Origin of the sequence: Streptococcus halotolerans (assembly GCF_001598035.1) — a bacterium.
Taxonomy (GTDB): domain Bacteria; phylum Bacillota; class Bacilli; order Lactobacillales; family Streptococcaceae; genus Streptococcus; species Streptococcus halotolerans.
On record NZ_CP014835.1, the window covers coordinates 1,819,706 to 1,841,710 of the forward strand.

The window sequence follows — 22,005 nt, forward strand, 5'->3', positions numbered from 1 at the left end:
GACTATACCAATAAAAACGCTTGCCTTTTTTGTCAATAGTTTTATAATGGGTGTCATAGCACATAAGAAAAGAGGTAATAACGATGAATAAAGTTGCTATTGTTACTGGTGCTGGGCAAGGCATTGGCTTTGCTATTGCGAAACGTCTCCATGCAGATGGGTTCAAAGTAGGAATTTTGGACTATAATGAGGAAACAGCCAACAAGGCTGTTGAGGCGCTATCTTCCAAGGATGCTTTGGCAGTCGTAGCAGATGTTTCCAATCGTGATGAAGTATTTGCAGCCTTTGATAAAGTGGTTGAATACTTCGGAGACTTAACGGTTGTGGTTAATAATGCCGGAATCGCACCGACAACACCTCTTGATACCATTACCCCTGAGCAGTTTGAACGCACGTTTGCGATTAATGTTGGTGGAACTATTTGGGGTGGTCAAGCAGCACTCAAGCACTTTAGAGCGCTAGGGCACGGTGGAAAGATTATTAATGCCACTTCTCAGGCTGGCTGTGAAGGGAATCCTAACTTGACAGTCTACGGTGGTTCTAAATTTGCGGTTCGTGGTATCACTCAAACCTGGGCTAAAGATTTGGCAGCAGAAGGCATTACTGTAAATGCTTATGCACCAGGTATTGTCAAAACGCCTATGATGTATGATATTGCGCATCAGGTTGGTAAAAATGCTGGAAAAGATGATGAATGGGGCATGAACACTTTTGCCAAAGACATTACCTTGGGACGTTTATCAGAACCTGAGGATGTTGCCAATGCTGTTGGTTTCCTTGCGGGAGAAGATTCTAACTATATCACAGGTCAAACGATTGTTGTTGATGGTGGTATGGTCTTCCACTAAGAAAACCTTTTGCTGAAAAAGCCGTTTAAAATGGATTGTCACTGTAAGCTTACTGATCCGATCAGTCAAGGTATCATTTAAATAAGGAGCTAAGAACCTGTCACTTATGGCAGGTTTTTCTGGTGAGCCAAAAGTTTAAAGAAGCTGCCAAACGCCTGAAGAAAATGTTAGTTTTGGAAAAACAGTTTTTAGATCAAGGTGCTATTTTTAGATGAAAAATGCCTGATCATTTCTCTTAAAATGAGGAAATACTCACCTTGTTGGAAAAATGTCATAGCAGTAGTTTGAAAAAATACGTGTCTCTAGAAAATAGTTTCCTGCATTTTCTTGATACCTACGGCATTCCTAAGGAAGTAGCTGTCTATCGCATTGTTACTATCTTATGGTATAATGTAGGGAAGAATGGAGGTTAGCATGACAGAAACGAAATTGTATATTGCAAGACATGGAAAGACGATGTTTAATACGATTGGTCGCGCACAAGGTTGGTCTGATACTCCCCTGACTGCCTTTGGTGAAGAGGGTATCCGAGAACTTGGTGTTGGTTTGAAAGCATCTGCTATTCCTTTCAAAGCGGCATTTTCAAGTGATTCTGGGCGTACCATGCAGACCATGGAGATTATCCTTCGTGAAACAGAAAATGAAAGCCTTCCTTATAAACGCGATAAACGCATTCGTGAATGGTGTTTTGGTAGTCTAGATGGCGGTTATGATGGTGACCTTTTCCAAGGTGTTCTTCCAAGAACGGTTGCCTTTGCAGATGGCCGCTCACTAGATGAAATGCCTTACCCTGATATTGCTCAAAGTATCGTGGAAGTCGATACAGCCAACTGGGCGGAGCCGTGGGATGTTTTAAGCAAACGTATCTATGACGGTTTCGAAGCCATGGCTAAAGAAATCGAAAGCCAGGGTGGCGGCAATGCTATTGTGGTCAGTCATGGTATGACTATCGGTACGTTTATATGGTTGATTGCTAATAATCAAGAAAAACAACGTATTGATAATGGAAGTATCTCAGTTGTGACTTATAAAGATGGTCAATTTAGCATTGAAACTGTAGCAGACTTATCCTACCGTGAAAAAGGAAGAGAGATTATCGACGCGAATGAGAAGTAAGTTAGGGAAATCGTCTCTAGTCATTTTGGGACTCGCTTTTTTAGTCTTAGTCGGAGGGCTATTCTGGTTCAGGAGTCAAGGGGACTCCCAAGGGTCAACTGGCAGTAAGGGGATCGAGCCAGCTGAGCAAGTTTCTGGAAAGAAAACAGCATCAAAGAAAACATCGCAAGATTCAGGCCTACCCAACGTCTCGCCTTCTGATTGGGAGCTAGTTTTGGTGAACCGTGATCACATCACACCAGAGCTAAATCCTGATTTGGAGACGGTTGAGAACATCACTGTGGATAAGCGAATTGCTGAAAATGTTAGAGCCTTTCTAAAAGCAGCCCAAGAAGTAGATCCTGCTTTTCATTTGATTTCTGGTTACCGCAGTGTCGCCTATCAAAAGGAATTGTTTCAATCATATATAGATCAGGAAAAAGCTAATGATCCTAACTTGAATGATCAAGAAGCAGAACGATTGGTCAAAACCTATTCCCAACCAGGGGGAGCGAGTGAACACCAAACTGGTCTCGCCATTGATTTGAGTACTGTGGATGCTTTGAATCAAGCAGATAAGTCTAGCATGGAAAAAATTCATAAACTGGCTCCTGACTATGGGTTCGTCCTTCGTTTTCTTGAAGGGAAGACAGCCTCTACGGGTGTTGGCTATGAAGATTGGCATTTTCGATTTGTGGGTAAAGATTCTGCGCGCTATATGACGGAGCACGGTTTGACTTTGGAAGAATATATTAAGCAATTGGAGGAGAAGTAGAGTGAGACGACGTTTTAAATTTTCATTTTTTATTAGTCTTACCATTGCTTTTGTATTGATTGGTATCTTGCCACTTGTTTTGAATTACCGAAGTTTATCGGCAGAGAAAAAAGTGGCAACTGGCTTGGATAATGAACGATTTATTGAAAAAATTGCTCCTGAAGTTCAAGAGTTGTCAACCTATTATGGGATTAGACCATCTGTCCTAATTGCTCAGGCAGCCTATGATTCCAATTTTGGTCAAAATTTATTAGCGGCTAAGTATCATAATTTATTTGCGATTCCTGCCCAACCCGGTGATGATAGCATCCGTCTGAAAAATATGGAACGCAACGAAGGTAATGTTAGTGAAGTTGAAAGAGATTACGCTATCTACCCATCGTGGAATCATGCTTTGGAAATTTATTTAGCAGGGCTCAAGGATGGTAGTCTAGCCAATAAAAATTTATATAAAATCTTAGCAACTGCTTCGAGTATCAGCGTAGCTACTCAAGCTTTTTACCGCTATGATTTCACTCACGATGATGATTATGCTAATCAATTAGAACAGATCATTAAAGAATATAATCTTGAAAAATACGATAAACAGATGAATTAGCACTCTATGAAAAAGAGTGCTAATTTTTTGTGTTTTTCTCTTGACTTCCTCAACTAGAGGTGTATAATTAGAATTATAAATTAGCACTCTACAAAAAGGAGTGCTAAAGCGTGAAGGGAGGTTCCATGATTACACCAAGACAAAATGATATTTTGAATTTAATCATCGAAATGTTCACCCAAACGCATGAACCAGTCGGTTCAAAAGCTTTACAAGGTTCGATTGATTCCAGTTCAGCAACTATTCGTAATGACATGGCTAAGCTAGAAAAACTTGGTTTTCTGGAGAAAGCTCATACGTCTAGTGGTCGTTTGCCAAGTCGAGCTGGTTTTCAATATTTTGTTCAAAACTCACTGAGATTGGAAAGTATTGAGGAGCAGGATGTCTATCAGGTGATTAAAGCTTTTGATTATGAAGCTTTTCGTCTCGAAGATATTTTTGCTACAGCTGGCCATCTCCTGGCTGATCTGACAGGTTATACTTCTGTGATTTTAGATGTGGAACCTAAACATCAGCGGTTGACAAACTTTGAAGTCGTGCAATTGTCCAATCATGATGCACTAGCAGTGATGATGTTGGATGACTCCAAACCAGTGACCGTTCAATTTGCTATTCCTAAGAATTTCTTGACCAAAGATTTGGAAACCTTGAATGCTTTGGTTAATGAACGTTTTCTTGGTAAAGCTGTTCTTGACATTCACTACAAACTGTTGACAGAAGTGCCGCAAGTTATCCATAAGTATTTTAGCACTACGGATAACATCCTGGACTTGTTTGATTACATTTTCCAAGGACTTTTTCGTGAGACGATTTTGATCTCTGGTAAGGTTAATGCTTTAAGTTATGCGGATTTATCAACTTACCAGTTCTTGGACAATGAGTCTAAGGTGGCTATTGAAATGCGCAGTAATTTGTCTGAGGAAGAACCGACCACTATTCAGGTGGCAGATAGTAGTGAACCCGCCCTTGCTAATCTAACCGTCATTCGACATCAGTTCTTAATACCGTATCGAGGTTTTGCTCTCTTGAGTTTGATCGGACCGGTCGAAATGGACTATCGACGGGCGATTAGCCTGATTAATGTGATTAGTCGAGTCCTAGCATTGAAGTTGGCTGATTATTATCGCTATTTAAGCGGCAATCATTACGAAGTTAATTAAGATATAGAATAAAAAGAGGTGACGCTGTGTCAGAAGATATTAAAAATGAAGAAATCGTTGATGAAACGATTGACAATGAAACCGACACTGAGGAGATTGTTGATGAGACTGTCGAGTCAGAAGAAGCTAGTGAAAAGTCAGAATTAGAATTGGCCAATGAACGTGCCGATGAATTCGAAAACAAGTATCTGCGTGCCCATGCGGAAATGCAAAATATTCAACGACGCGCTAGTGAGGAGCGTCAAAGTTTACAACGCTACCGCTCACAAGATTTAGCTAAAAAAATCTTGCCAAGCTTGGATAACTTGGAACGTGCCTTAGCTGTTGAAGGATTGACAGAAGATGTCAAGAAAGGCCTTGAAATGACACGTGAGAGCCTTCTGCAAGCATTTAAAGAAGAAGGTATCGAAGAAGTTCCAATGGATGTATTTGACGCCAATTTTCATATGGCTGTCCAAACCCTACCAGCGGATGACGGACACCCGGCGGAAACTATCGCAGAGGTCTTTCAAAAAGGCTATCAACTCCATGACCGCTTGTTAAGACCGGCTATGGTAGTGGTTTACAACTAGCTATTTCTGATGGTTGCTAAAGCAACTCATCAGAAAACGGCAAACGCTATGGGCGAATTGCCTAAGCTACTTACTAGCTTGCGATTAACGTAAATGCGATTTTAATCGCTCACGTCGTAATAAACGATTTGACCGCAATGTCGTAAAACTATAAAGTAATCAAAAGGAAAGCAAGTCCAAAGCTTGCTAGTATGATAATTTCCATTGTGACGACAGAGGCCTTGACTCCAAGGTTTCAGATAAGGCAATGTGATGACAACAGTTGCCGATACGTCTCAACAACACAAGGAAACTATCAAGAAGAAAATAAAGTAAAAGAGGAAAAAAATGAGTAAAATTATTGGTATTGACTTAGGGACAACTAACTCAGCTGTTGCCGTTCTTGAAGGAACAGAAAGTAAAATCATTGCTAACCCAGAAGGGAACCGTACAACACCTTCAGTCGTTTCATTTAAAAATGGTGAAATCATCGTTGGTGATGCTGCTAAACGCCAAGCAGTTACAAACCCAGAAACGATTATCTCAATTAAATCAAAAATCGGAACTTCTGAAAAAGTAGCTGCCAATGGAAAAGAGTACACACCACAAGAAATTTCAGCTATGATTCTTCAATACCTTAAAGGTTATGCGGAAGATTACCTTGGCGAAAAAGTTGAAAAAGCTGTTATCACAGTTCCAGCATACTTTAATGATGCCCAACGCCAAGCAACAAAAGATGCTGGTAAAATCGCTGGTCTTGAAGTAGAACGTATTGTTAACGAACCAACAGCGGCAGCCCTTGCTTACGGTCTCGATAAAACAGATAAAGATGAAAAAATCTTGGTATTTGACCTCGGTGGTGGTACGTTTGACGTTTCTATCCTTGAGTTGGGTGACGGTGTCTTTGACGTACTTGCTACAGCAGGTGACAACAAACTTGGTGGTGACGACTTTGACCAAAAAATCATTGATTTCTTAGTGGCTGAATTCAAAAAAGAAAACGGCATTGATCTTTCATCAGATAAAATGGCACTTCAACGTTTGAAAGACGCTGCTGAAAAAGCGAAAAAAGATCTTTCAGGTGTCACTCAAACCCAAATCAGCTTGCCATTTATCACAGCAGGTGATGCTGGTCCTCTTCACTTGGAAGTTTCATTGTCACGTGCTAAATTTGATGATTTGACAAGTGATCTTGTAGAACGTACGAAAATTCCAGTTCGTCAAGCTCTTTCAGATGCAGGCTTGTCAGTATCTGAAATTGATGAAGTCATCCTTGTTGGTGGGTCAACTCGTATTCCAGCTGTTGTAGAAGCTGTGAAAGCTGAAACATCTAAAGAACCAAACAAGTCAGTTAACCCTGATGAAGTTGTTGCAATGGGTGCTGCTATCCAAGGTGGTGTGATTACTGGTGATGTGAAAGACGTTGTCCTTCTTGATGTGACACCATTGTCACTTGGTATTGAAACAATGGGTGCAGTCTTTACAAAACTAATCGACCGTAACACGACAATCCCAACATCTAAGTCACAAGTCTTCTCAACAGCAGCAGATAACCAACCAGCTGTTGACATTCACGTTCTTCAAGGTGAACGCCCAATGGCAGCAGATAACAAGACTCTTGGACGTTTCCAATTGACTGATATCCCTGCAGCTCCTCGTGGTGTGCCTCAAATCGAAGTAACATTTGATATTGATAAAAACGGTATCGTTTCTGTTAAAGCTAAAGATCTTGGAACTCAAAAAGAGCAACACATCGTTATCAAATCTAACGACGGACTTTCTGAAGAAGAAATCGATCGCATGATGAAAGATGCTGAAGCAAATGCTGAAGCTGATGCTAAACGTAAAGAAGAAGTTGACCTTAAAAATGAAGTTGACCAAGCTATCTTTGCAACTGAAAAAACCATCAAAGAGACTGAAGGCAAAGGCTTTGACACAGAACGTGATGCCGCTCAATCAGCTCTTGACGAATTGAAAGCTGCTCAAGAATCTGGCAACCTTGATGACATGAAAGCAAAACTCGAAGCTCTTAACGAAAAAGCACAAGCTCTCGCTGTTAAAATGTATGAACAAGCAGCCGCAGCACAACAAGCAGCAGGCGGAGCAGAAGGAGCTGAAAACGCAGACGCATCAGGTGATGATGTTGTAGATGGTGAGTTTACTGAGAAGTAAGGTGTGAGAGCGTTAAAAGAATGACAGAAAAATAGGAACTTGACGCTGAATGCTTGTATTCAAGGAAAGTTATCTTTTTTCCGAAGTTCTTAGCCCGAACTCAATTTGGCTAAATGACATAGTGTCGCTTTACACCATGTATAGTAACTATAAATCCAATCACAGAGGTTGCAACCCAGCCTCTGTTTTTGGGTAAAAAACGATAGCAAGGTGGTCGAAGACCGCCAGAGATGGACAACTCCGTTGTAACGAGAGGTGGCAAGACCTAAGCTTACCAAAAAGGAAGGGAATGCCTTTGGCGATAGCTTTCGCCCCACATTATCGAAGGAACTTGTCCAAAAACAATACCTTTATAGAAAGGAATACAAGTTCGATTATTCGAACACAGGCTAAAAACCTAGTGAAAAAGATAAACTTCCTAGTGTGTTTCACACACTGTATCAGTTTCCTATTTTCATACGGTTTTCTTAACGCCTTTTGTATCATAAATTATGAACAATACTGAATTTTATGAACGTCTGGGGGTTTCTAAGGATGCTTCGCAAGACGAAATTAAAAAAGCTTATCGTAAGATGTCTAAAAAATACCATCCAGACATCAATAAGGAAGCTGGCGCTGAACAAAAGTACAAAGATGTTCAGGAGGCTTATGAAACCCTAAGTGATAGTCAAAAACGTGCTGCCTATGATCAATATGGTGCAGCAGGTGCTAGTGGCTTTGGTGGTGGAGCTGGAGGCTTTGGCGGTTTTGAGGGAGCTGGTGGTTTTAGTAGCTTTGAAGACATCTTCTCAAGTTTCTTTGGAGGAGGTGGTGCTAGCCGAAATCCAAATGCTCCTCGCCAAGGTGACGACTTGCAATACCGTGTCAACCTCAAGTTTGAAGAAGCTATTTTTGGGGCAGAAAAAGAGGTTACTTATAGCCGTGAAGCCACTTGTCACACTTGTGGAGGAAATGGAGCTAAACCAGGCAGTCACCCTGTCACTTGTGGTCGCTGTCATGGGCAAGGTTTTATTAATATAGACAGACAAACCCCACTTGGAATGATGCGTCATCAAGCCACTTGTGATGTCTGTCATGGAACAGGTCAAGAGATTAAAGATCCATGTACAACTTGCCACGGAACAGGTCATGAAAAAGAAAATCACAAAGTTGATGTCAAAATCCCCGCGGGTGTTGAAACTGGTCAGCAAATCCGTCTTCAAGGTCAAGGGGAAGCCGGTCATAATGGTGGCCCTTACGGAGATCTTTTCGTTGTTATCAATGTTATGAAGAGTGATAAATTCGAACGCGAAGGGGCAACCATCTACTACAACATGAATGTCAGCTTTGTCCAAGCGGCACTCGGTGATGTGGTTGATATTCCAACCGTTCATGGTGACGTTGAATTGACCATCCCAGCTGGTACGCAAACAGGTAAAACATTCCGTCTCAAAGGTAAAGGTGCGCCACGTCTTCGTGGTAATGGTCAAGGTGATCAACACGTGACTATCAATATCGTAACGCCAACTAAGTTGAACGATGCACAAAAAGAAGCACTGCAAGCTTTTGCTGAAGCTGGTGGTGAGAAAGTTCATCCTCAAAAGAAAAAAGGTTTCTTTGATAAGGTCAAAGATGCTATTGATGATTTATAAAAAAAGAATCCCTAATCGCTTGATTGGGGATTTCTTGATTTTAGATGGAAAGGATGTTAAACTATCTTAAACTTTCCCAAGGAGATCTGCCTATGTTACTTGAAGAATTCGACACCAACAAAGAAGCTATTATTAATCCAGATATGATTAATGAGCCTATCGAAGGATTTCCTGAAACAGTAGTGACTTGCTTTGCACGCGGGACTTTCGAGAGGATATTAAACGAGTTACCACATCGGCTTATCGTGTCAACTAGTGTGGCTAATCTAGATATTCCTATTTATGAAGTTGAATTTAATGGTCGAAAGTTTGGTTTTTTTAACGCCTACGTTGGCGGTGCAGCCTGCGTAGCGATTCTTGAGGACTTAATTGTTATGGGTATGAAAAATCTAGTGGTATTTGGTACTTGTGGGGTTCTCGATAGCACCATTCAGGAAACTTCCATCATTATCCCGACAGCAGCGCTTCGTGATGAGGGCACTAGTTTTCATTACGCGTCGCCTAGCGATGAGATAGCCGTTAATCAGGATTTTCACGAGGATTTTAAAACCTTCTTAGATGCTCAAAAGGTTTCCTACACAGAAGGCAAGGTTTGGACGACAGATGGTATTTATCGGGAAACGCCTGACAAGATGGCTAGGCGAAAATCCCAAGGAGCGGTGTGTGTTGACATGGAATGCTCTGCTATTGCGGCTTTAGCCGACTTCCGAAACATCAATCACTTCCAGTTTTTCTACTCAGCTGACAATCTAGATGCTGAAGTTTGGGATGCGAGAACACTTGATAATGACGCTGATCTTGAGACGAAGGACCGCATTGCTTATATCGCTTTGGCATTTGCTAAAGAGCGATTTACAGTGTGAGATTATAATATTATAAGAGCGATGACAAAAGACACCGGAAAGACGACTAGGTTTTTAGAAATGGGTAGCGACATAAATGGATATCGCAATAAGGACAAGGAGAGCTGGTAGGTAGATGATAGAAAAGGTGATTTTATCAAGCCTACTAGTGATTTTATGACGATTGAGATAAGCGAGAAGGGCAATCAGGAGAAAAACAATCCAAAGAACCATGACGACATAAAGTGATGTTGGACTAATGTCCCAGCCAACTTTGAAGGCCTCTAGCAGGTAGCCAGCTGCCATAGCAATAGGAAAGGAAAAGAAGTAGATGATTAAGCCAAACATCGATAGCCACCGTTTGTACCAAATAGCTGGTATCAACCCGATCAAAGAAAGAATCGGATTGATGACGAGTGTGACAATAGTGGCCCAATGATTTGGAAATAAAAAATCAAAATCCAGAACAAAGCTACTGTAAAATAATAAACTTTCGATAATTAAGATAATATTAACAGACTTTTTCATGACGTAAACCCTCCTGTAACCGCTTTCTTACTATGATAACACATTTGTGCTTCAAACCTTACTGTCTTAATGTTTGACTTGCTTCACTGATTTTGAAAAATGGTCAAAGTTTGCTATAATCAAGGTTATGACACGATATAAAGCGATTATTGCTTATGACGGGACCTTGTTTTCAGGCTTTCAGAGACAGCCTGGCGCGAGAACCGTTCAGGAAGAAATTGAAAAGACTCTTTCTCGATTAAACAGTGGCAAAGCTGTTACCATTCATGGGGCCGGACGAACGGACGCTGGTGTCCATGCCTATGGGCAGGTCATCCACTTTGATTTGCCCCAGGCGCGTGATGTGGAGAAATTGCGTTTTGGTTTAGACACGCAATGTCCTGATGACATTGATGTTGTTGATGTCAGCATTGTTTCAGATGATTTTCACGCTCGCTATTGTAAGCATAGCAAAACGTATGAATTTCTCGTTGATACGGGACGTCCTAAGAATCCCATGATGCGAAACTATGCGACAGCCTATCCTTACCCTTTAGACCTAGCCTCTATGCAGGAAGCCATCAAGGATTTGGTGGGAACTCATGATTTTACAGGATTTACAGCCTCAGGTACAGCGGTAGAAAATAAGGTCAGAACCATTTTCAAGGCAAGCTTGGAAGTCGATGCTAAAACAGGCTTTCTGGTCTTCACCTTTTCGGGCAATGGGTTCTTGTATAAACAGGTTCGTAATATGGTTGGAACCTTGCTTAAAATTGGCAACGGACGTCTACCAGTCAGCCAGATAAAGAACGTTTTAGAGTCTAAAAATCGTGACCTAGCCGGACCAACAGCAGCAGGTAATGGCCTCTACCTCAAGGAGATTAGATATGAAGACACCTTACATTCTCACCATAGCGGGTAATGATATTCTGAGTGGTGGTGGTTTTCAAGCAGATTTGGCAACTTTTTCAGTCCATAAACTCTATGGCTTTTTAGCTCAGACTTGCATGACAGCAGTGACCAAGGAGGGCTTTGAAATCATCCCAACAGCTGATGAACTCTTTCAAAAACAGCTGGATAGCTTAAAGGATATTCCTTTTGCAGCTATTAAAATCGGTCTCCTACCGACACCGCAGATCGCAAGAGCTGTGCAAGACTTTGTCAAAGACATGCCTCAAGTCCCTCTTGTCTTAGACCCTGTTCTCGTTTTTAAAGAAAACGCTGACCAAGAAGTTGCCCAAATGCGCCAAGAATTGCAAAAACTCTTTTCTTGTGCAACCCTTATGACACCCAATCTCAAAGAAGCTGAACTCCTTTCTGGACAGAGTATCTCTAACTTAGAAGAGATGGCAAAAGCTGCTCGCATCTTGCAACAAATGGGAGCTAAGTCGGTAGTTATTAAAGGCGGAGCACGACTGGACAAAAACCAAGCCTATGATCTCTTATTAGAAGAAGATGGACAAGAAGTTTTCTTACATTCGCCTCTTCTTAGTCGCAATAATCAGGGAGCCGGCTGCACCTTTGCCTCAGCAATAGCCAGTGGTCTAGCTAAAAACCAGACTGTTCCACAGGCAGTTCATAAAGCCAAAAAGTTTGTTTATCAAGCTATTGCTCACTCTAACGATTATGGAGTTACACAGTATGAAACACACTAACGTTCGTCAGTTAAGTCTTTGGGCGATCCTAACCGCTCTTAGCGTTGTCCTAGCCTACATTCATATCCCTTCCCCAACGGGATTTCTGACTTTACTGGATGCTGGCATATACTTTACGGCCTTTTATTTAGGATCAAAGGCTGGTGCTGTTGTCGGAGGTTTATCAGGGTTCTTGATTGACATGCTGTTAGGTTATCCCCAGTATATGCTTCACAGCCTAATCGCCCATGGGACACAAGGTTTCTTTGGGGGTTGGAGAGGTAAAAAGCGCATTTTTGGCTTGATTTTCGCTAGTCTTTTTATGGTTGGTTGGTACTTTTTAGCCGCTATTTTACTAGGTTATGGCATCGGCACCGCTTGGGCTGGTATTTTTGGGAACATCCTTCAAAACCTATTTGGTATGGGTTTGGGTTATCTTCTTTATAAAGCCATTGTCAAGCTAAACCTTTGAGATAGGCTAAACGGCTACTCGTTAGGATAAAGATATAGAGAGGTAAAGCTATGGATATCAAACATCTAGTAGAGGATGTGCAAAAAATAGTGGCTGATATTATTGATCGTTCAGCTATTCACAAAGGGCAATTATTCGTCCTCGGCTTATCATCAAGTGAAGTTTTGGGTGGTGTGATTGGCCAAAACTCCAGTCAAGAAATCGGTGAGGTGATTGTAAAAACAGTTCTTGATGAACTAGGGAAGTCAGAGATCGAGCTAGCCGTTCAAGGTTGCGAACATCTCAATCGTGCTTTGGTTGTGGAGCGCGAATACGCTCTAAAAAAAGACTTAGAAATTGTTAACGTCCTACCATCTCTTCATGCTGGGGGTAGTGGACAGTTAGCTGCTTTCAAGTTTATGAAGGATCCTGTCGAAGTGGAAGAGGTAGTTGCTCATGCGGGTATTGACATCGGAGACACCTCAATTGGCATGCATGTTAAGCGAGTTCAAGTTCCTCTCAGGCCAATCCAAAGAGAGCTTGGTGGCGCTCATGTGACAGCACTGGCAAGTAGGCCAAAACTCATCGGTGGTGCCCGAGGTCAGTATTTAGAAGATCCAATTCGAAAATACTAACTGAAGTATATAATGATATGAAACAAAACCAAGGTAATCATCATATAATATTGGTATGGATTAGCCACTCACTAGATTTTCGCAAAACAGATCAAAAAAGTATTGTCTAACGGCAATGCTTTTCTTGATATATCTTTGCCCCTATCTTGTTTCAGTTGATTTGAAAAGCTAACTGGTGGTTTTTCTCAAGTTAGCTTTTTACGGACTTTTTTATGATAGGTTTCTGAAAGAGTTAATAGTAAATGTCCAAGCTTATTTCTTGAGGATCTGGATTAACAAGGTCGCGGATAGATTTGGACAAGGTGGATATGACAAGAAGGTAAGCAAACGAATCATAGAGGACTATCGTTAAATCTTGAACGGTGAAAGAGCCTGCTGGTATTGTTAGAGTAGTACTCATTCTCGTAGAGATTAACTAAGCTGATTTATCTCACAAGATTAGTTTCTTCTACTGACTTACTATGGCGAAACTCCAAATTGATCCTATTAAGCTAGACGAACAGGGTCATCTATGTGAGGTTTAGATAACTACCACAGAAAACGAGGGTAAGTGAGTGATGTCCTTCTTATTATAAAGAAGCTTATTCTTGTTATGACAGCGTTTGCTATTAAAAAGCAGCTAATACTCATCCAAAATCAAAAACTAACTTTCTGTAACCATTGTCTGTTGACGGTGGTTTTTAATACTCTTCGAAATCAAAGGCAGACCTTCTTGACATGATTTGATGAACTTTAGTTCTATCTGTATCGGCGTTGCCTAGTTTGTTTTTGATTTTCATTGAGTATAAATAATGAATGGCTCTCTGGAGCAGCCTAAAAAGAGGACTTATCATTTCTTGACAATCAGACTAAAAATAGTGCTAAAAAAGCCTTCCCTTGAGAAGACTTGCTAAATTGTTAGCTTCAAAATCGGCATACTTATTGATGCCCAATAGGTGTTACCGTTGGTAATTGGATCCCCTCTTTTAACAAGGCCTCTTGATAAAACCTAAAGAATTTTGGACCGATGGTATATTGTTGTCCATTTTGAACGAAAATATTGACCCGAAAAACCAACTGATTATTAGTATTAGTAATAGCACCAATAATATCTGGATTGGTAACAATTTCAGGGTATTCAAGCACTCTGGTATCGTTGACTGCTTTAACAACGTCAATGACTTTATCAAGTTCAGTATGGGCATAGATGGGCAGGTCCACTTGCGCACGCATGTTACCACGGGATTGATTACTTACCGTGCTGATGTTTCGATTTGGCACAAAATGCAAGGTGCCATCAAACCCAATAATCTGTGTTGTTCGAATGCCGACACTAGCGACTGTTCCTGCAACCTCTCCGACTTCGACAACTTCATCAACTTCTAATTGGTTTTCAAAAAGAATAAAGAAGCCATTAACCATATCGGATAGAAAACCTTGAGCTCCTAGACCAACTGCAACCCCTGCAATCCCAGCACCAGCTAGTAGGCTAGAAACAGGAATGCCTAGAATACTCAAAATCCAGTAAAACAGCAAGAAATACAGCGCGTAATTCATGACATTATGAAGGAGTTTTGTCATGGTACGCTGTCTCATGGGACTCTGCTTAGTAAAGGAGATGGAGCGTTCGATAGTCTTCGTAAAAAGAACGTCAAAAACTTTTTTTGCTAGAAAAAAAAGCGTTAGTAATAGCACTAAAGAGACAGTCTTAGAAATAATGTTTTCTGCAATCGCTTCAACATGAAGTTTGTTCCAATAATTTTCAATGTATGTCATAAAAGTAGTTTACCAAAAAAAGCGTTAAAAATCATTCTAGGTCGATCAAAATATCTGACGATCAATTCTTCTAATCCCTTGATTTTCAAGAGAAAATTGACAAAAAACTTTTAAAAATAATGTAAATATGATAAACTAAGCTGTATTATAAATTTTTTAAGGAGAAACGACTTAATGTCTACATCATTTGAAAACAAATCAACTAACCGTGGTGTTGTAACATTCACAATCGGTCAAGATAAAATTAAACCAGCCCTTGATCAAGCTTTCAACAAAGTCAAAAAAGATTTGAATGCTCCAGGATTCCGTAAAGGACACATGCCTCGCGCTATTTTCAACCAACGTTTTGGCGAAGAAGCCCTTTACGAAGATGCTTTAAATGCCATCTTGCCAGAAGCATACGAAGCAGCTATTGCTGAACTTGGACTTGAAGTTGTGGCTCAACCAAAAGTTGATGTGAAGTCAATGGAAAAAGGTCAAGATTGGGAAATCGTTGCTGAAGTTGTTACAAAACCAGAGGTTAAACTTGGTGATTACAAAGATTTAGAAGTATCAGTTGACGCTTCTAAAGAAGTTTCAGAAGACGAAGTTACTGAAAAACTTGAACGCGAACGTAAAAATCTTGCTGAACTCGTTATCAAGGAAGAAGCTGCTGAAAATGGCGACACTGTTGTGATCGACTTTGTTGGTTCTGTCGACGGTGTTGAATTTGACGGTGGTAAAGGCGATAACTTCTCACTTGAACTTGGTTCAGGTCAATTCATCCCAGGCTTCGAAGATCAATTAGTTGGTTCAAAAGCTGGTGATGACGTTGAAGTGAAAGTTACTTTCCCAGAAGACTATCAAGAAGAAACGCTTGCTGGTAAGGATGCGGTCTTTGCAACAACTGTACATGAAGTTAAAGCAAAAGAAGTTCCAGAACTTGACGATGAACTTGCCAAAGACATCGATGAAGACGTTGAAACACTTGATGAGTTGAAAGCTAAATACCGTAAAGAACTTGAAGCAGCTAAAGAAATCGCTTATGATGATGCTGTTGAAGGTGCTGCGATTGAACTTGCTGTTGAAAACGCAGAAATCGTTGAATTGCCAGAAGAAATGGTACATGACGAAGTTCATCGTGCTATGAATGAATTCATGGGCAACATGCAACGTCAAGGTATCTCACCTGATATGTACTTCCAATTGACAGGTACAACTCAAGACGACCTTCACAAACAATACGAAGCTGACGCTGACAAACGTGTTAAAACTAACCTTGTTATTGAAGCTATCGCTAAAGCAGAAGGTTTTGAAGCTTCAGAAGAAGAAGTCGAAAAAGAAATTACGGATCTTGCCGCTGAGTACAATATGGATGCAGACCAAGTACGTTCGCTTCTTTCTCCGGAAATGCTACAACATGACATTGCCATGAAGAAAGCCATCGAAGTCATCACAAGCTCAGCTAAAGTAAAATAATCCTAGACTCTAGTTTAACCAAATTATTGACAAGCTTTAAGAGCTCTGAAGATCTATATGATTTTAGAACTTTGAGATGAGTGTATTTATGACCTATTTATCGTTTAATTGATAGGCTCATTGTTACCGAAAAGGAGGACAAGTATATGGGTATCTTTGCTTTTATATTGTTTTGTGGACTCTTTGCTTATGCAATCATTAGTCGTTTTAGAAACAAGTAGTGCAGGCAGTTGTGCCGAGAAACGTCGTTGAAGTTAAAAAGCACTCTTTAACTAAACCTGCAGATTACTGTCGACCTAGCCTAAGTTATTAAGTCAGTCGACCATTCGACAAGTTTTAGGATTGCTAGAGCTTCTGAGATTAAACGTTGATAAAACAATTGGGATAAAGTAGGTTGTGTCATTGACACAGATGCTATCTCGACATGTTAGCCAATAAGGTCATAAACAGACTAAAAAGAGTAGTAAGGAAATCTCCGATGGGAGAGAGTACTTACTACTTTTTCATTGTGGTAAAGTAGAGATGTTTTGTTAAGTTATGTGTTTTTTAGGCACTCGATACCCTATCATAAAACGACAAAGCCTCTGTGAGTTTTACGCCATTGTTGAGCGTATGGTCCTAGAATGCCTCCCCAAAAGAGAGTGGTAGGCAAGATATTTCTCCGGAAGATTACAAAGGCTAGTCAGAATGGTTTGAAGCAGATGGTTATGAGGTTTTTGGGAGTCGTAAGGTGGTTACCAAGTGCTAAACCCTTGGAGGGATAGGATTTGGCCAAGTTCTATGGCAGGTGGAGACAACAAAATCAGATTTTTTGTTATTATAGCCATAAAGTCAATAGTCGCAAGGCTTTTGGCTTTTTTTATGATTTTTTGATATAATAGGGCAAATACAGATGTTTGGAGATTACCTTGAAAAAATCATATCGTGTTAAAAGTGAGAAGGATTTTCAAGCCATCTTTAACAAGGGGAAAAGTTGTGCCAATCGGAAGTTTGTTATCTACCGTTTGGAAAAACAGCAGCCACATTATCGCCTTGGATTATCGGTGAGCAAAAAGCTTGGTAACGCTGTAACACGTAACCTTATCAAAAGACGGCTGAGACATATTGTGATGGAATTAGATTCAGGATTGCGTCATCATGATTTTGTTATCATTGCTCGTAAGGGTGTGGAAGAGCTGACTTACCAAGATATGAAATCAAATCTCGTACATGTGCTAAAAATTGCAAAATTATTTGAAGAAGGACAAATTAGTGAAAAAGAAATTTAAACTCTCAGTCACAGCGGGGCTGTCTCTTTTCTTGTTGACAGCTTGTGGAACCAGCGAAGTAACCAAATCATCTAATGGCTTTTGGAACCAGTTGATTTATCTCTTTGCGGAAATCATTCGTTTCCTTGGCTTTGGTGGTTCAATCGGTCTAGGTATTGTGCTCTTTACCTTGTTAATTCGCTTGATTTTGATGCCACTTTATCATATGCAACTCAAATCAAGTCAAAAAATGCAAGACTTACAGCCAGAATTACGAGAGTTACAACGCCAGTATCCTGGTGCGGAGAACCGTATCAAGTTGGCTGAGGAAAGCCAAGCTCTTTATAAGAAATATGATGTCAATCCTTATGCTTCTTTCTTACCATTAGTGGTTCAAATGCCGATTTTGATGGCTTTGTATCAAGCTTTGAGCCGTGTTTCTTTCTTGAAAGAAGGTCAGTTTCTCTGGGTTAATTTGGCCGAGAGAGACCCTTACTTTATCTTACCGATTCTTGCCGCTCTCTTTACTTTCTTATCGACATGGTTAAGCAATAAGGCAGCTAAAGAGTCGAACATTACGCTAACCTTGATGACTTATCTCATGCCGATCTTGATTTTAGTAATGGGTGCCAACTTGGCGAGTGGTATTGCTCTTTATTGGGCAGTATCGAATGCTTTTCAGGTAGGTCAAATCTTACTGTTGAATAATCCCTTCAAAATCATTGCAGAACGCAAACGTTTGGAAGAAGAAGAGAGAGAACGTTTGGCAAAAATTAGACGAGCTAAGAAAAAAGCACGTAGAAAGTAATAAAGGAGATAGAAAATGGCTATATTTACAGGTAAAAACGTAGAAGAAGCGATTGAGACTGGTTTAAATCAGCTAGGAATCCCTCGTTTAAAAGCACGTATCAAGGTCATTTCGAAAGAGAAAAAAGGGTTTTTAGGATTTGGTAAAAAACCTGCGCAAGTAGATGTTTCTAGTTTAGACGATGCCCAAGCATCTGATAAAAAAGCAAGCAGTGTGACTAGTATTTTCAAAGAACGTCCCAAATCAACCACTGAACTGGATGAGAAAGCCTTAGTTACTGAGTCAGTTGACGCTCAGGGACCTTCTGAGACTTCTGTTCCAAGTGAATCAGGCCAAGAAGCATTTGTTCAAGAAACTGAGGCTGAACGAGTGACGGACGAATCGATTGAACCGACTGAGCCTCAACCTTCGGTAGACTCTTCTGAAGAAGCTGTGCGTGTGACAGAAGAATCTGAAGGTCTCGTGATTATCGAAGAACAACCAAGCGTTGATAAAGAATCCTCTGAAGCAAGAGAAGTCGAAACTGGCGAAGAGACGTTTGACCAATTCGTTGCCAAAGAATTTTCAACGGATAGCAAGGAACCACTACCAGAGTTAGCAGAGGAATTAGAGGAAGCTGCTACGCAAGTGACAGCCTATGTTCAGAAAATTATTGATGAGATGGATGTGGAAGCGAGCATTGACACTCAAACCAGTCGCCGTCGCATCAGTTTGCAAATTGAGACGACAGAGCCTGGTCGTGTGATTGGTTATCACGGAAAAGTACTGAAATCCTTGCAATTATTGGCGCAAAATTATTTACATGATCGCTATTCACGCCATTATTCTGTGTCCATTAATGTTCATGATTACGTTGAGCATCGGACAGAAACTTTGATTGATTTCGCCCATAAAATAGCAAATCGTGTCTTGGATTCGGGTGAGTCGTTTGACATGGATCCAATGAGTAATAGTGAACGCAAAACAGTACACAAAACGATTTCGCAAATTGAAGGAGTGTCATCTTACTCAGAAGGTGACGATCCTAATCGCTATGTTGTGGTTACGTTATCAGGTCATTAGTATCGAGAAGTTAGCTAGTCTAACTTCTTTTTTATATTGTTGACCGCTTACAACCAAGTTTTGACCACTTACCTAAGAAAGTGTCACAAACCGATGAGGATCTGCTATCATAGAAGCATAAGGAAGGGGAAGAGGTGGTGGCAAATGAAGTGGTTCTTTGAAAAAAGTTCGGTGGATGAGTTATCTATTATCATCAAAAATCAAGAGTACACCTCGGAGGTCGTAGACTTAATGGCCTATCTGGAAGCTTATGCTGGTAGTTCAAACGGGATTGTTAGCGTTAAGACGTTTGATGATATTCTTATTCTGAAAATAGATGATATTATTGCGGCTGAGGTAGATGGTGATTACCTGACTATTCACTATCATAATCGTGACATTTCAACACGCCAGCGACTGTATCAGTTTAAACAAAGGCTGAATCATCCAGATATGGTTCAAGTATCTAAACAAAGTCTGATTAATATCCAACATTTAGAACGGATGGAGGCTTCTTTTTCGGGTAATATGACAGCCTTTTTAACAGGTGGTTTGACAGTGACTGTCAGCAGACGTTATTTGAAAGGTCTCGAAAAGCGATTGGGATTATAGGAGAAAAAGCAGATGAAAAAAGTGATTGATTATTTTATGATGGGTGTAGGAATTGGCTCTATTATCTATATTCTTTGTTTGCTCCTATATGGTTTTGAACCAACTTGGGAAAATGCCCTGATAGATTGGTTGGCAAGTGGTCTCATGGGAGTCTCTAGCCTTATTTATGATCATCCCAAGTGGTCAGCGTTTAAAAAGAGACTGTTGAGTATGCTAAGCGTTTATCTTTTGGTGATGGGAATGTTGTTTTATAATGCTTGGTTACCGTTTGAAGTTGCCTATATCATTGGGGCAAGTGTGCAATTTCTTTTCATTTATGGCATTATTGTATTTTATTTTAGTTGGCAAAATAAAGACAGTGTGCGTAAAATCAATCAAAAGCTAGCTAATAGAAAAATAAATCTTGACAAGAGATAGAATTTACTATATTATAGTTTAGTATGTTTAGTAACTGATATCACAAATAGCCGGCTAAACGAATACGAAAATCTATGAGGAGGTATTCACTGTGAAACGTACTTATCAACCAAGTAAAATTCGTCGTCAACGTAAACACGGATTCCGTCACCGCATGTCTACTAAAAATGGACGTCGCGTGCTCGCAAGCCGTCGTCGTAAAGGACGTAAAGTCTTATCAGCATAATGACTTATAAATGATAAATAGAAAAACCGAAGTGCTCGAGACTTCGGTTTTTTTGTTTTTCTAAATTTATGCAACTCGAGGGGCATTTGCCTGTGCTTTTAGACGTTTACGCATTATAAAGGTACTTGGTAGCAGTACAAGCAGGGCTCCCAACCAAGCAGCAGGGTTGGAGGCTGCAATACCACTAAAGCCAAAATAGATGGAGCCTACAGTGGCAATTCCTGCACGCATAAGGAGTTCCATAATGCCTGCTAGAGTAGGTGCCAGTCCTTTTCCAAGACCTTGAATAAAACTTCGAGTCACAAAGAGAATCGAGAGAACCCAGTAGAGAGCTCCGTTGATGACATAGTAAGATAATGCAAGATCATATACCGCTTGACTGCCATCTGAAAGAAACAGGCCACTGAAGAAACGGTTGAAAACAATCAAGATAGTAGCGAAAGAGATAGCCCAGAGAATGGCGATAAAAACGGTACGGTAAAGACCTTGCAAAATACGTTTATACTCTTTAGCCCCGTAATTCTGTGCCGTAAAGGTTGACATCGCTAGTCCCAGATTAATCATAGGCAACATTGCCAGCTGGTCGGTTTTACTGGCAATGGCTTGCGCTGCAATAGCATTGGTTCCTAGTTGGTTAAGACTGATTTGGAGAATAATGGCACCGATGGCGATGATACTGGACTGAAATCCCATAGGAAAGGCTAATTGTGCGTGTTTTTTGAGATTTTCACGATCTAAACGCCAATCTGATAGCCGCATGTGAAAATAAGGTACTTTCCGATGAATATAGATAGCTAGATAAATAACAGAGAAAGCTTGTGCAATAATAGTGGCTAAACCAGCTCCAAAAACCCCCATATGGAAGTTTAAAATAAAGGTGAAATCTAAGACAATGTTAATAATACTTGCGATAATCAGAGCAATCAAGGGTGTTTTGGAATTACCCAAGCTTCTTAAAACGTTGGAGAGATAGTTAAAGAAAATGGTGAAAACCATACCACCATAAATAGCAGTCAAGAAATGTTGCGCATGGTCGATAAGATTATCAGGTGTTCGCATGAGTTCTAGGCTAGGTCGAAGGAAGGTGAGAGCCAGAGCTGTCAAAACCAGACTAGTCATCAAAGCGTAAAAAACACCGTGAACAAAACTTTTTCGAATCCCATCGTCATCTTTAGCTCCAAATTTTTGGGCGGTAACGATAGTTAATCCTGCTGTTAACCCCTGAGCAAAGCCGAGGATGAGAAAGGTCAGGCTACCAGTAGCTCCAACGCTAGCAAAAGCTTCTTTTCCAAGCGTCTGCCCAACAATCATGCTGTCAGCAAAGTTATAAGCTAATTGGAAAAAACTCCCTATTAAGAGAGGAATAGTAAAAAGAAGGATGACCTTGATAGGACTCCCCTTGGTTAAATCATGCATATAATCTCCTTTAACAATAACAAAATAGAGGATAAGGATCCTAAAAGCGCTTAGACTTCCCTTTCCTAGCTAGCTGCCAGTCCTTCTAAGTATGTTGACTTATGAATAAAACAACCTACAAATACC

The 22,005-nt window shown here is 40.5% G+C and carries 24 protein-coding genes; 21 read left to right on the top strand and 3 right to left on the bottom strand.

From position 1 onward, the window contains the following. Nucleotides 1-83: 83 nt before the first annotated feature. The 10 genes from A2G56_RS08295 (at nucleotide 84) to A2G56_RS08335 (ending at nucleotide 9,693) form a co-directional block, all read left to right on the top strand. Nucleotides 84-848, top strand: a complete 765-nt coding sequence (locus A2G56_RS08295; protein WP_062711395.1) for a (S)-acetoin forming diacetyl reductase — start codon at nucleotides 84-86, stop codon at nucleotides 846-848. A 260-nt stretch (nucleotides 849-1,108) separates the two neighbouring features. Then, nucleotides 1,109-1,261, top strand: coding sequence for a hypothetical protein (locus A2G56_RS10700; protein WP_157761211.1), 153 nt, complete (start codon nucleotides 1,109-1,111; stop codon nucleotides 1,259-1,261). Nucleotide 1,262: 1 nt separating this feature from the next. After that, the gene (locus tag A2G56_RS08300) at nucleotides 1,263-1,964 is read left to right on the top strand and encodes a histidine phosphatase family protein (protein WP_062711397.1); all 702 of its coding nucleotides are present in this window, start codon (nucleotides 1,263-1,265) and stop codon (nucleotides 1,962-1,964) included. Continuing rightward, complete coding sequence (locus A2G56_RS08305; protein ID WP_062711399.1) at nucleotides 1,954-2,718, top strand: M15 family metallopeptidase; 765 nt, start codon at nucleotides 1,954-1,956, stop codon at nucleotides 2,716-2,718. The genes A2G56_RS08300 and A2G56_RS08305 overlap by 11 nt, the downstream gene beginning before the upstream one ends. Before the next feature lies 1 nt (nucleotide 2,719). Then, on the top strand, nucleotides 2,720-3,316 hold the full coding sequence (locus A2G56_RS08310) for a glucosaminidase domain-containing protein (RefSeq protein ID WP_062711402.1): 597 nt from the start codon (nucleotides 2,720-2,722) through the stop codon (nucleotides 3,314-3,316). 125 nt (nucleotides 3,317-3,441) lie between these two features. Continuing rightward, nucleotides 3,442-4,476 carry a heat-inducible transcriptional repressor HrcA gene (gene hrcA / locus A2G56_RS08315; RefSeq protein WP_062712530.1) on the top strand — a complete coding sequence of 345 codons (1,035 nt, stop codon included), beginning with the start codon at nucleotides 3,442-3,444 and terminating at the stop codon, nucleotides 4,474-4,476. A gap of 26 nt (nucleotides 4,477-4,502) precedes the next feature. Further along, nucleotides 4,503-5,048, top strand: a complete 546-nt coding sequence (grpE, locus tag A2G56_RS08320) for a nucleotide exchange factor GrpE (protein WP_062711404.1) — start codon at nucleotides 4,503-4,505, stop codon at nucleotides 5,046-5,048. Between the two features lie 327 nt (nucleotides 5,049-5,375). Further along, a complete protein-coding gene (dnaK, locus tag A2G56_RS08325; RefSeq protein ID WP_062711406.1) occupies nucleotides 5,376-7,199 on the top strand; it encodes a molecular chaperone DnaK in 1,824 nt (607 codons plus the stop codon). A 491-nt stretch (nucleotides 7,200-7,690) separates the two neighbouring features. Beyond that, a complete protein-coding gene (gene dnaJ, locus A2G56_RS08330; RefSeq protein WP_062711408.1) occupies nucleotides 7,691-8,830 on the top strand; it encodes a molecular chaperone DnaJ in 1,140 nt (379 codons plus the stop codon). 92 nt (nucleotides 8,831-8,922) lie between these two features. Next, nucleotides 8,923-9,693 carry a nucleoside phosphorylase gene (locus tag A2G56_RS08335; protein WP_062711410.1) on the top strand — a complete coding sequence of 257 codons (771 nt, stop codon included), beginning with the start codon at nucleotides 8,923-8,925 and terminating at the stop codon, nucleotides 9,691-9,693. A gap of 54 nt (nucleotides 9,694-9,747) precedes the next feature. Here A2G56_RS08335 and A2G56_RS08340 read toward each other — a convergent pair whose 3' ends face one another. Continuing rightward, the gene (locus tag A2G56_RS08340; RefSeq protein ID WP_062711412.1) at nucleotides 9,748-10,200 is read right to left on the bottom strand and encodes a hypothetical protein; all 453 of its coding nucleotides are present in this window, start codon (nucleotides 10,198-10,200) and stop codon (nucleotides 9,748-9,750) included. 127 nt (nucleotides 10,201-10,327) lie between these two features. On the opposite strand from A2G56_RS08340, the gene truA reads away from it, so the two are divergent. Genes truA through A2G56_RS08360 form a run of 4 tightly spaced genes read left to right on the top strand, consistent with a single transcriptional unit; the run spans nucleotide 10,328 to nucleotide 12,899 of the window. Further along, nucleotides 10,328-11,101, top strand: a complete 774-nt coding sequence (gene truA / locus A2G56_RS08345; protein ID WP_062711414.1) for a tRNA pseudouridine(38-40) synthase TruA — start codon at nucleotides 10,328-10,330, stop codon at nucleotides 11,099-11,101. Further along, complete coding sequence (locus A2G56_RS08350) at nucleotides 11,067-11,834, top strand: bifunctional hydroxymethylpyrimidine kinase/phosphomethylpyrimidine kinase (protein WP_062711416.1); 768 nt, start codon at nucleotides 11,067-11,069, stop codon at nucleotides 11,832-11,834. Before truA ends, A2G56_RS08350 begins: the two co-directional genes overlap by 35 nt. Then, complete coding sequence (locus A2G56_RS08355; RefSeq protein ID WP_062711418.1) at nucleotides 11,821-12,285, top strand: ECF transporter S component; 465 nt, start codon at nucleotides 11,821-11,823, stop codon at nucleotides 12,283-12,285. Before A2G56_RS08350 ends, A2G56_RS08355 begins: the two co-directional genes overlap by 14 nt. A gap of 50 nt (nucleotides 12,286-12,335) precedes the next feature. After that, nucleotides 12,336-12,899: a TIGR01440 family protein gene (locus A2G56_RS08360; protein ID WP_062711421.1), complete on the top strand. Its 564-nt coding sequence runs from the start codon at nucleotides 12,336-12,338 to the stop codon at nucleotides 12,897-12,899. Nucleotides 12,900-13,817: 918 nt separating this feature from the next. Here the strand turns inward: A2G56_RS08360 and A2G56_RS08365 are convergent. After that, a complete protein-coding gene (locus A2G56_RS08365) occupies nucleotides 13,818-14,654 on the bottom strand; it encodes a mechanosensitive ion channel family protein (RefSeq protein WP_062711422.1) in 837 nt (278 codons plus the stop codon). 174 nt (nucleotides 14,655-14,828) lie between these two features. Between A2G56_RS08365 and tig the strand changes: the two genes are divergently transcribed. The 7 genes from tig to rpmH all read left to right on the top strand — a co-directional run bounded on the left by tig (nucleotide 14,829) and on the right by rpmH (nucleotide 20,463). Continuing rightward, nucleotides 14,829-16,112, top strand: a complete 1,284-nt coding sequence (gene tig, locus A2G56_RS08370) for a trigger factor (protein ID WP_062711424.1) — start codon at nucleotides 14,829-14,831, stop codon at nucleotides 16,110-16,112. A 908-nt stretch (nucleotides 16,113-17,020) separates the two neighbouring features. Further along, nucleotides 17,021-17,380, top strand: a complete 360-nt coding sequence (gene rnpA, locus A2G56_RS08375) for a ribonuclease P protein component (protein ID WP_062711426.1) — start codon at nucleotides 17,021-17,023, stop codon at nucleotides 17,378-17,380. Then, a complete protein-coding gene (locus tag A2G56_RS08380) occupies nucleotides 17,346-18,167 on the top strand; it encodes a YidC/Oxa1 family membrane protein insertase (protein WP_269465484.1) in 822 nt (273 codons plus the stop codon). Before rnpA ends, A2G56_RS08380 begins: the two co-directional genes overlap by 35 nt. A 15-nt stretch (nucleotides 18,168-18,182) precedes the next feature. Next, nucleotides 18,183-19,229, top strand: a complete 1,047-nt coding sequence (gene jag / locus A2G56_RS08385) for an RNA-binding cell elongation regulator Jag/EloR (RefSeq protein ID WP_062711430.1) — start codon at nucleotides 18,183-18,185, stop codon at nucleotides 19,227-19,229. Nucleotides 19,230-19,373: 144 nt separating this feature from the next. Then, complete coding sequence (locus A2G56_RS08390; protein WP_062711432.1) at nucleotides 19,374-19,820, top strand: LytTR family DNA-binding domain-containing protein; 447 nt, start codon at nucleotides 19,374-19,376, stop codon at nucleotides 19,818-19,820. A gap of 12 nt (nucleotides 19,821-19,832) precedes the next feature. Then, nucleotides 19,833-20,237 carry a DUF3021 domain-containing protein gene (locus A2G56_RS08395; RefSeq protein ID WP_062711434.1) on the top strand — a complete coding sequence of 135 codons (405 nt, stop codon included), beginning with the start codon at nucleotides 19,833-19,835 and terminating at the stop codon, nucleotides 20,235-20,237. 91 nt (nucleotides 20,238-20,328) lie between these two features. Beyond that, a complete protein-coding gene (gene rpmH, locus A2G56_RS08400) occupies nucleotides 20,329-20,463 on the top strand; it encodes a 50S ribosomal protein L34 (protein ID WP_000831903.1) in 135 nt (44 codons plus the stop codon). A gap of 66 nt (nucleotides 20,464-20,529) precedes the next feature. Here the strand turns inward: rpmH and A2G56_RS08405 are convergent, their stop codons facing one another. After that, nucleotides 20,530-21,879 carry an MATE family efflux transporter gene (locus A2G56_RS08405; protein ID WP_062711436.1) on the bottom strand — a complete coding sequence of 450 codons (1,350 nt, stop codon included), beginning with the start codon at nucleotides 21,877-21,879 and terminating at the stop codon, nucleotides 20,530-20,532. Nucleotides 21,880-22,005: the final 126 nt, after the last annotated feature.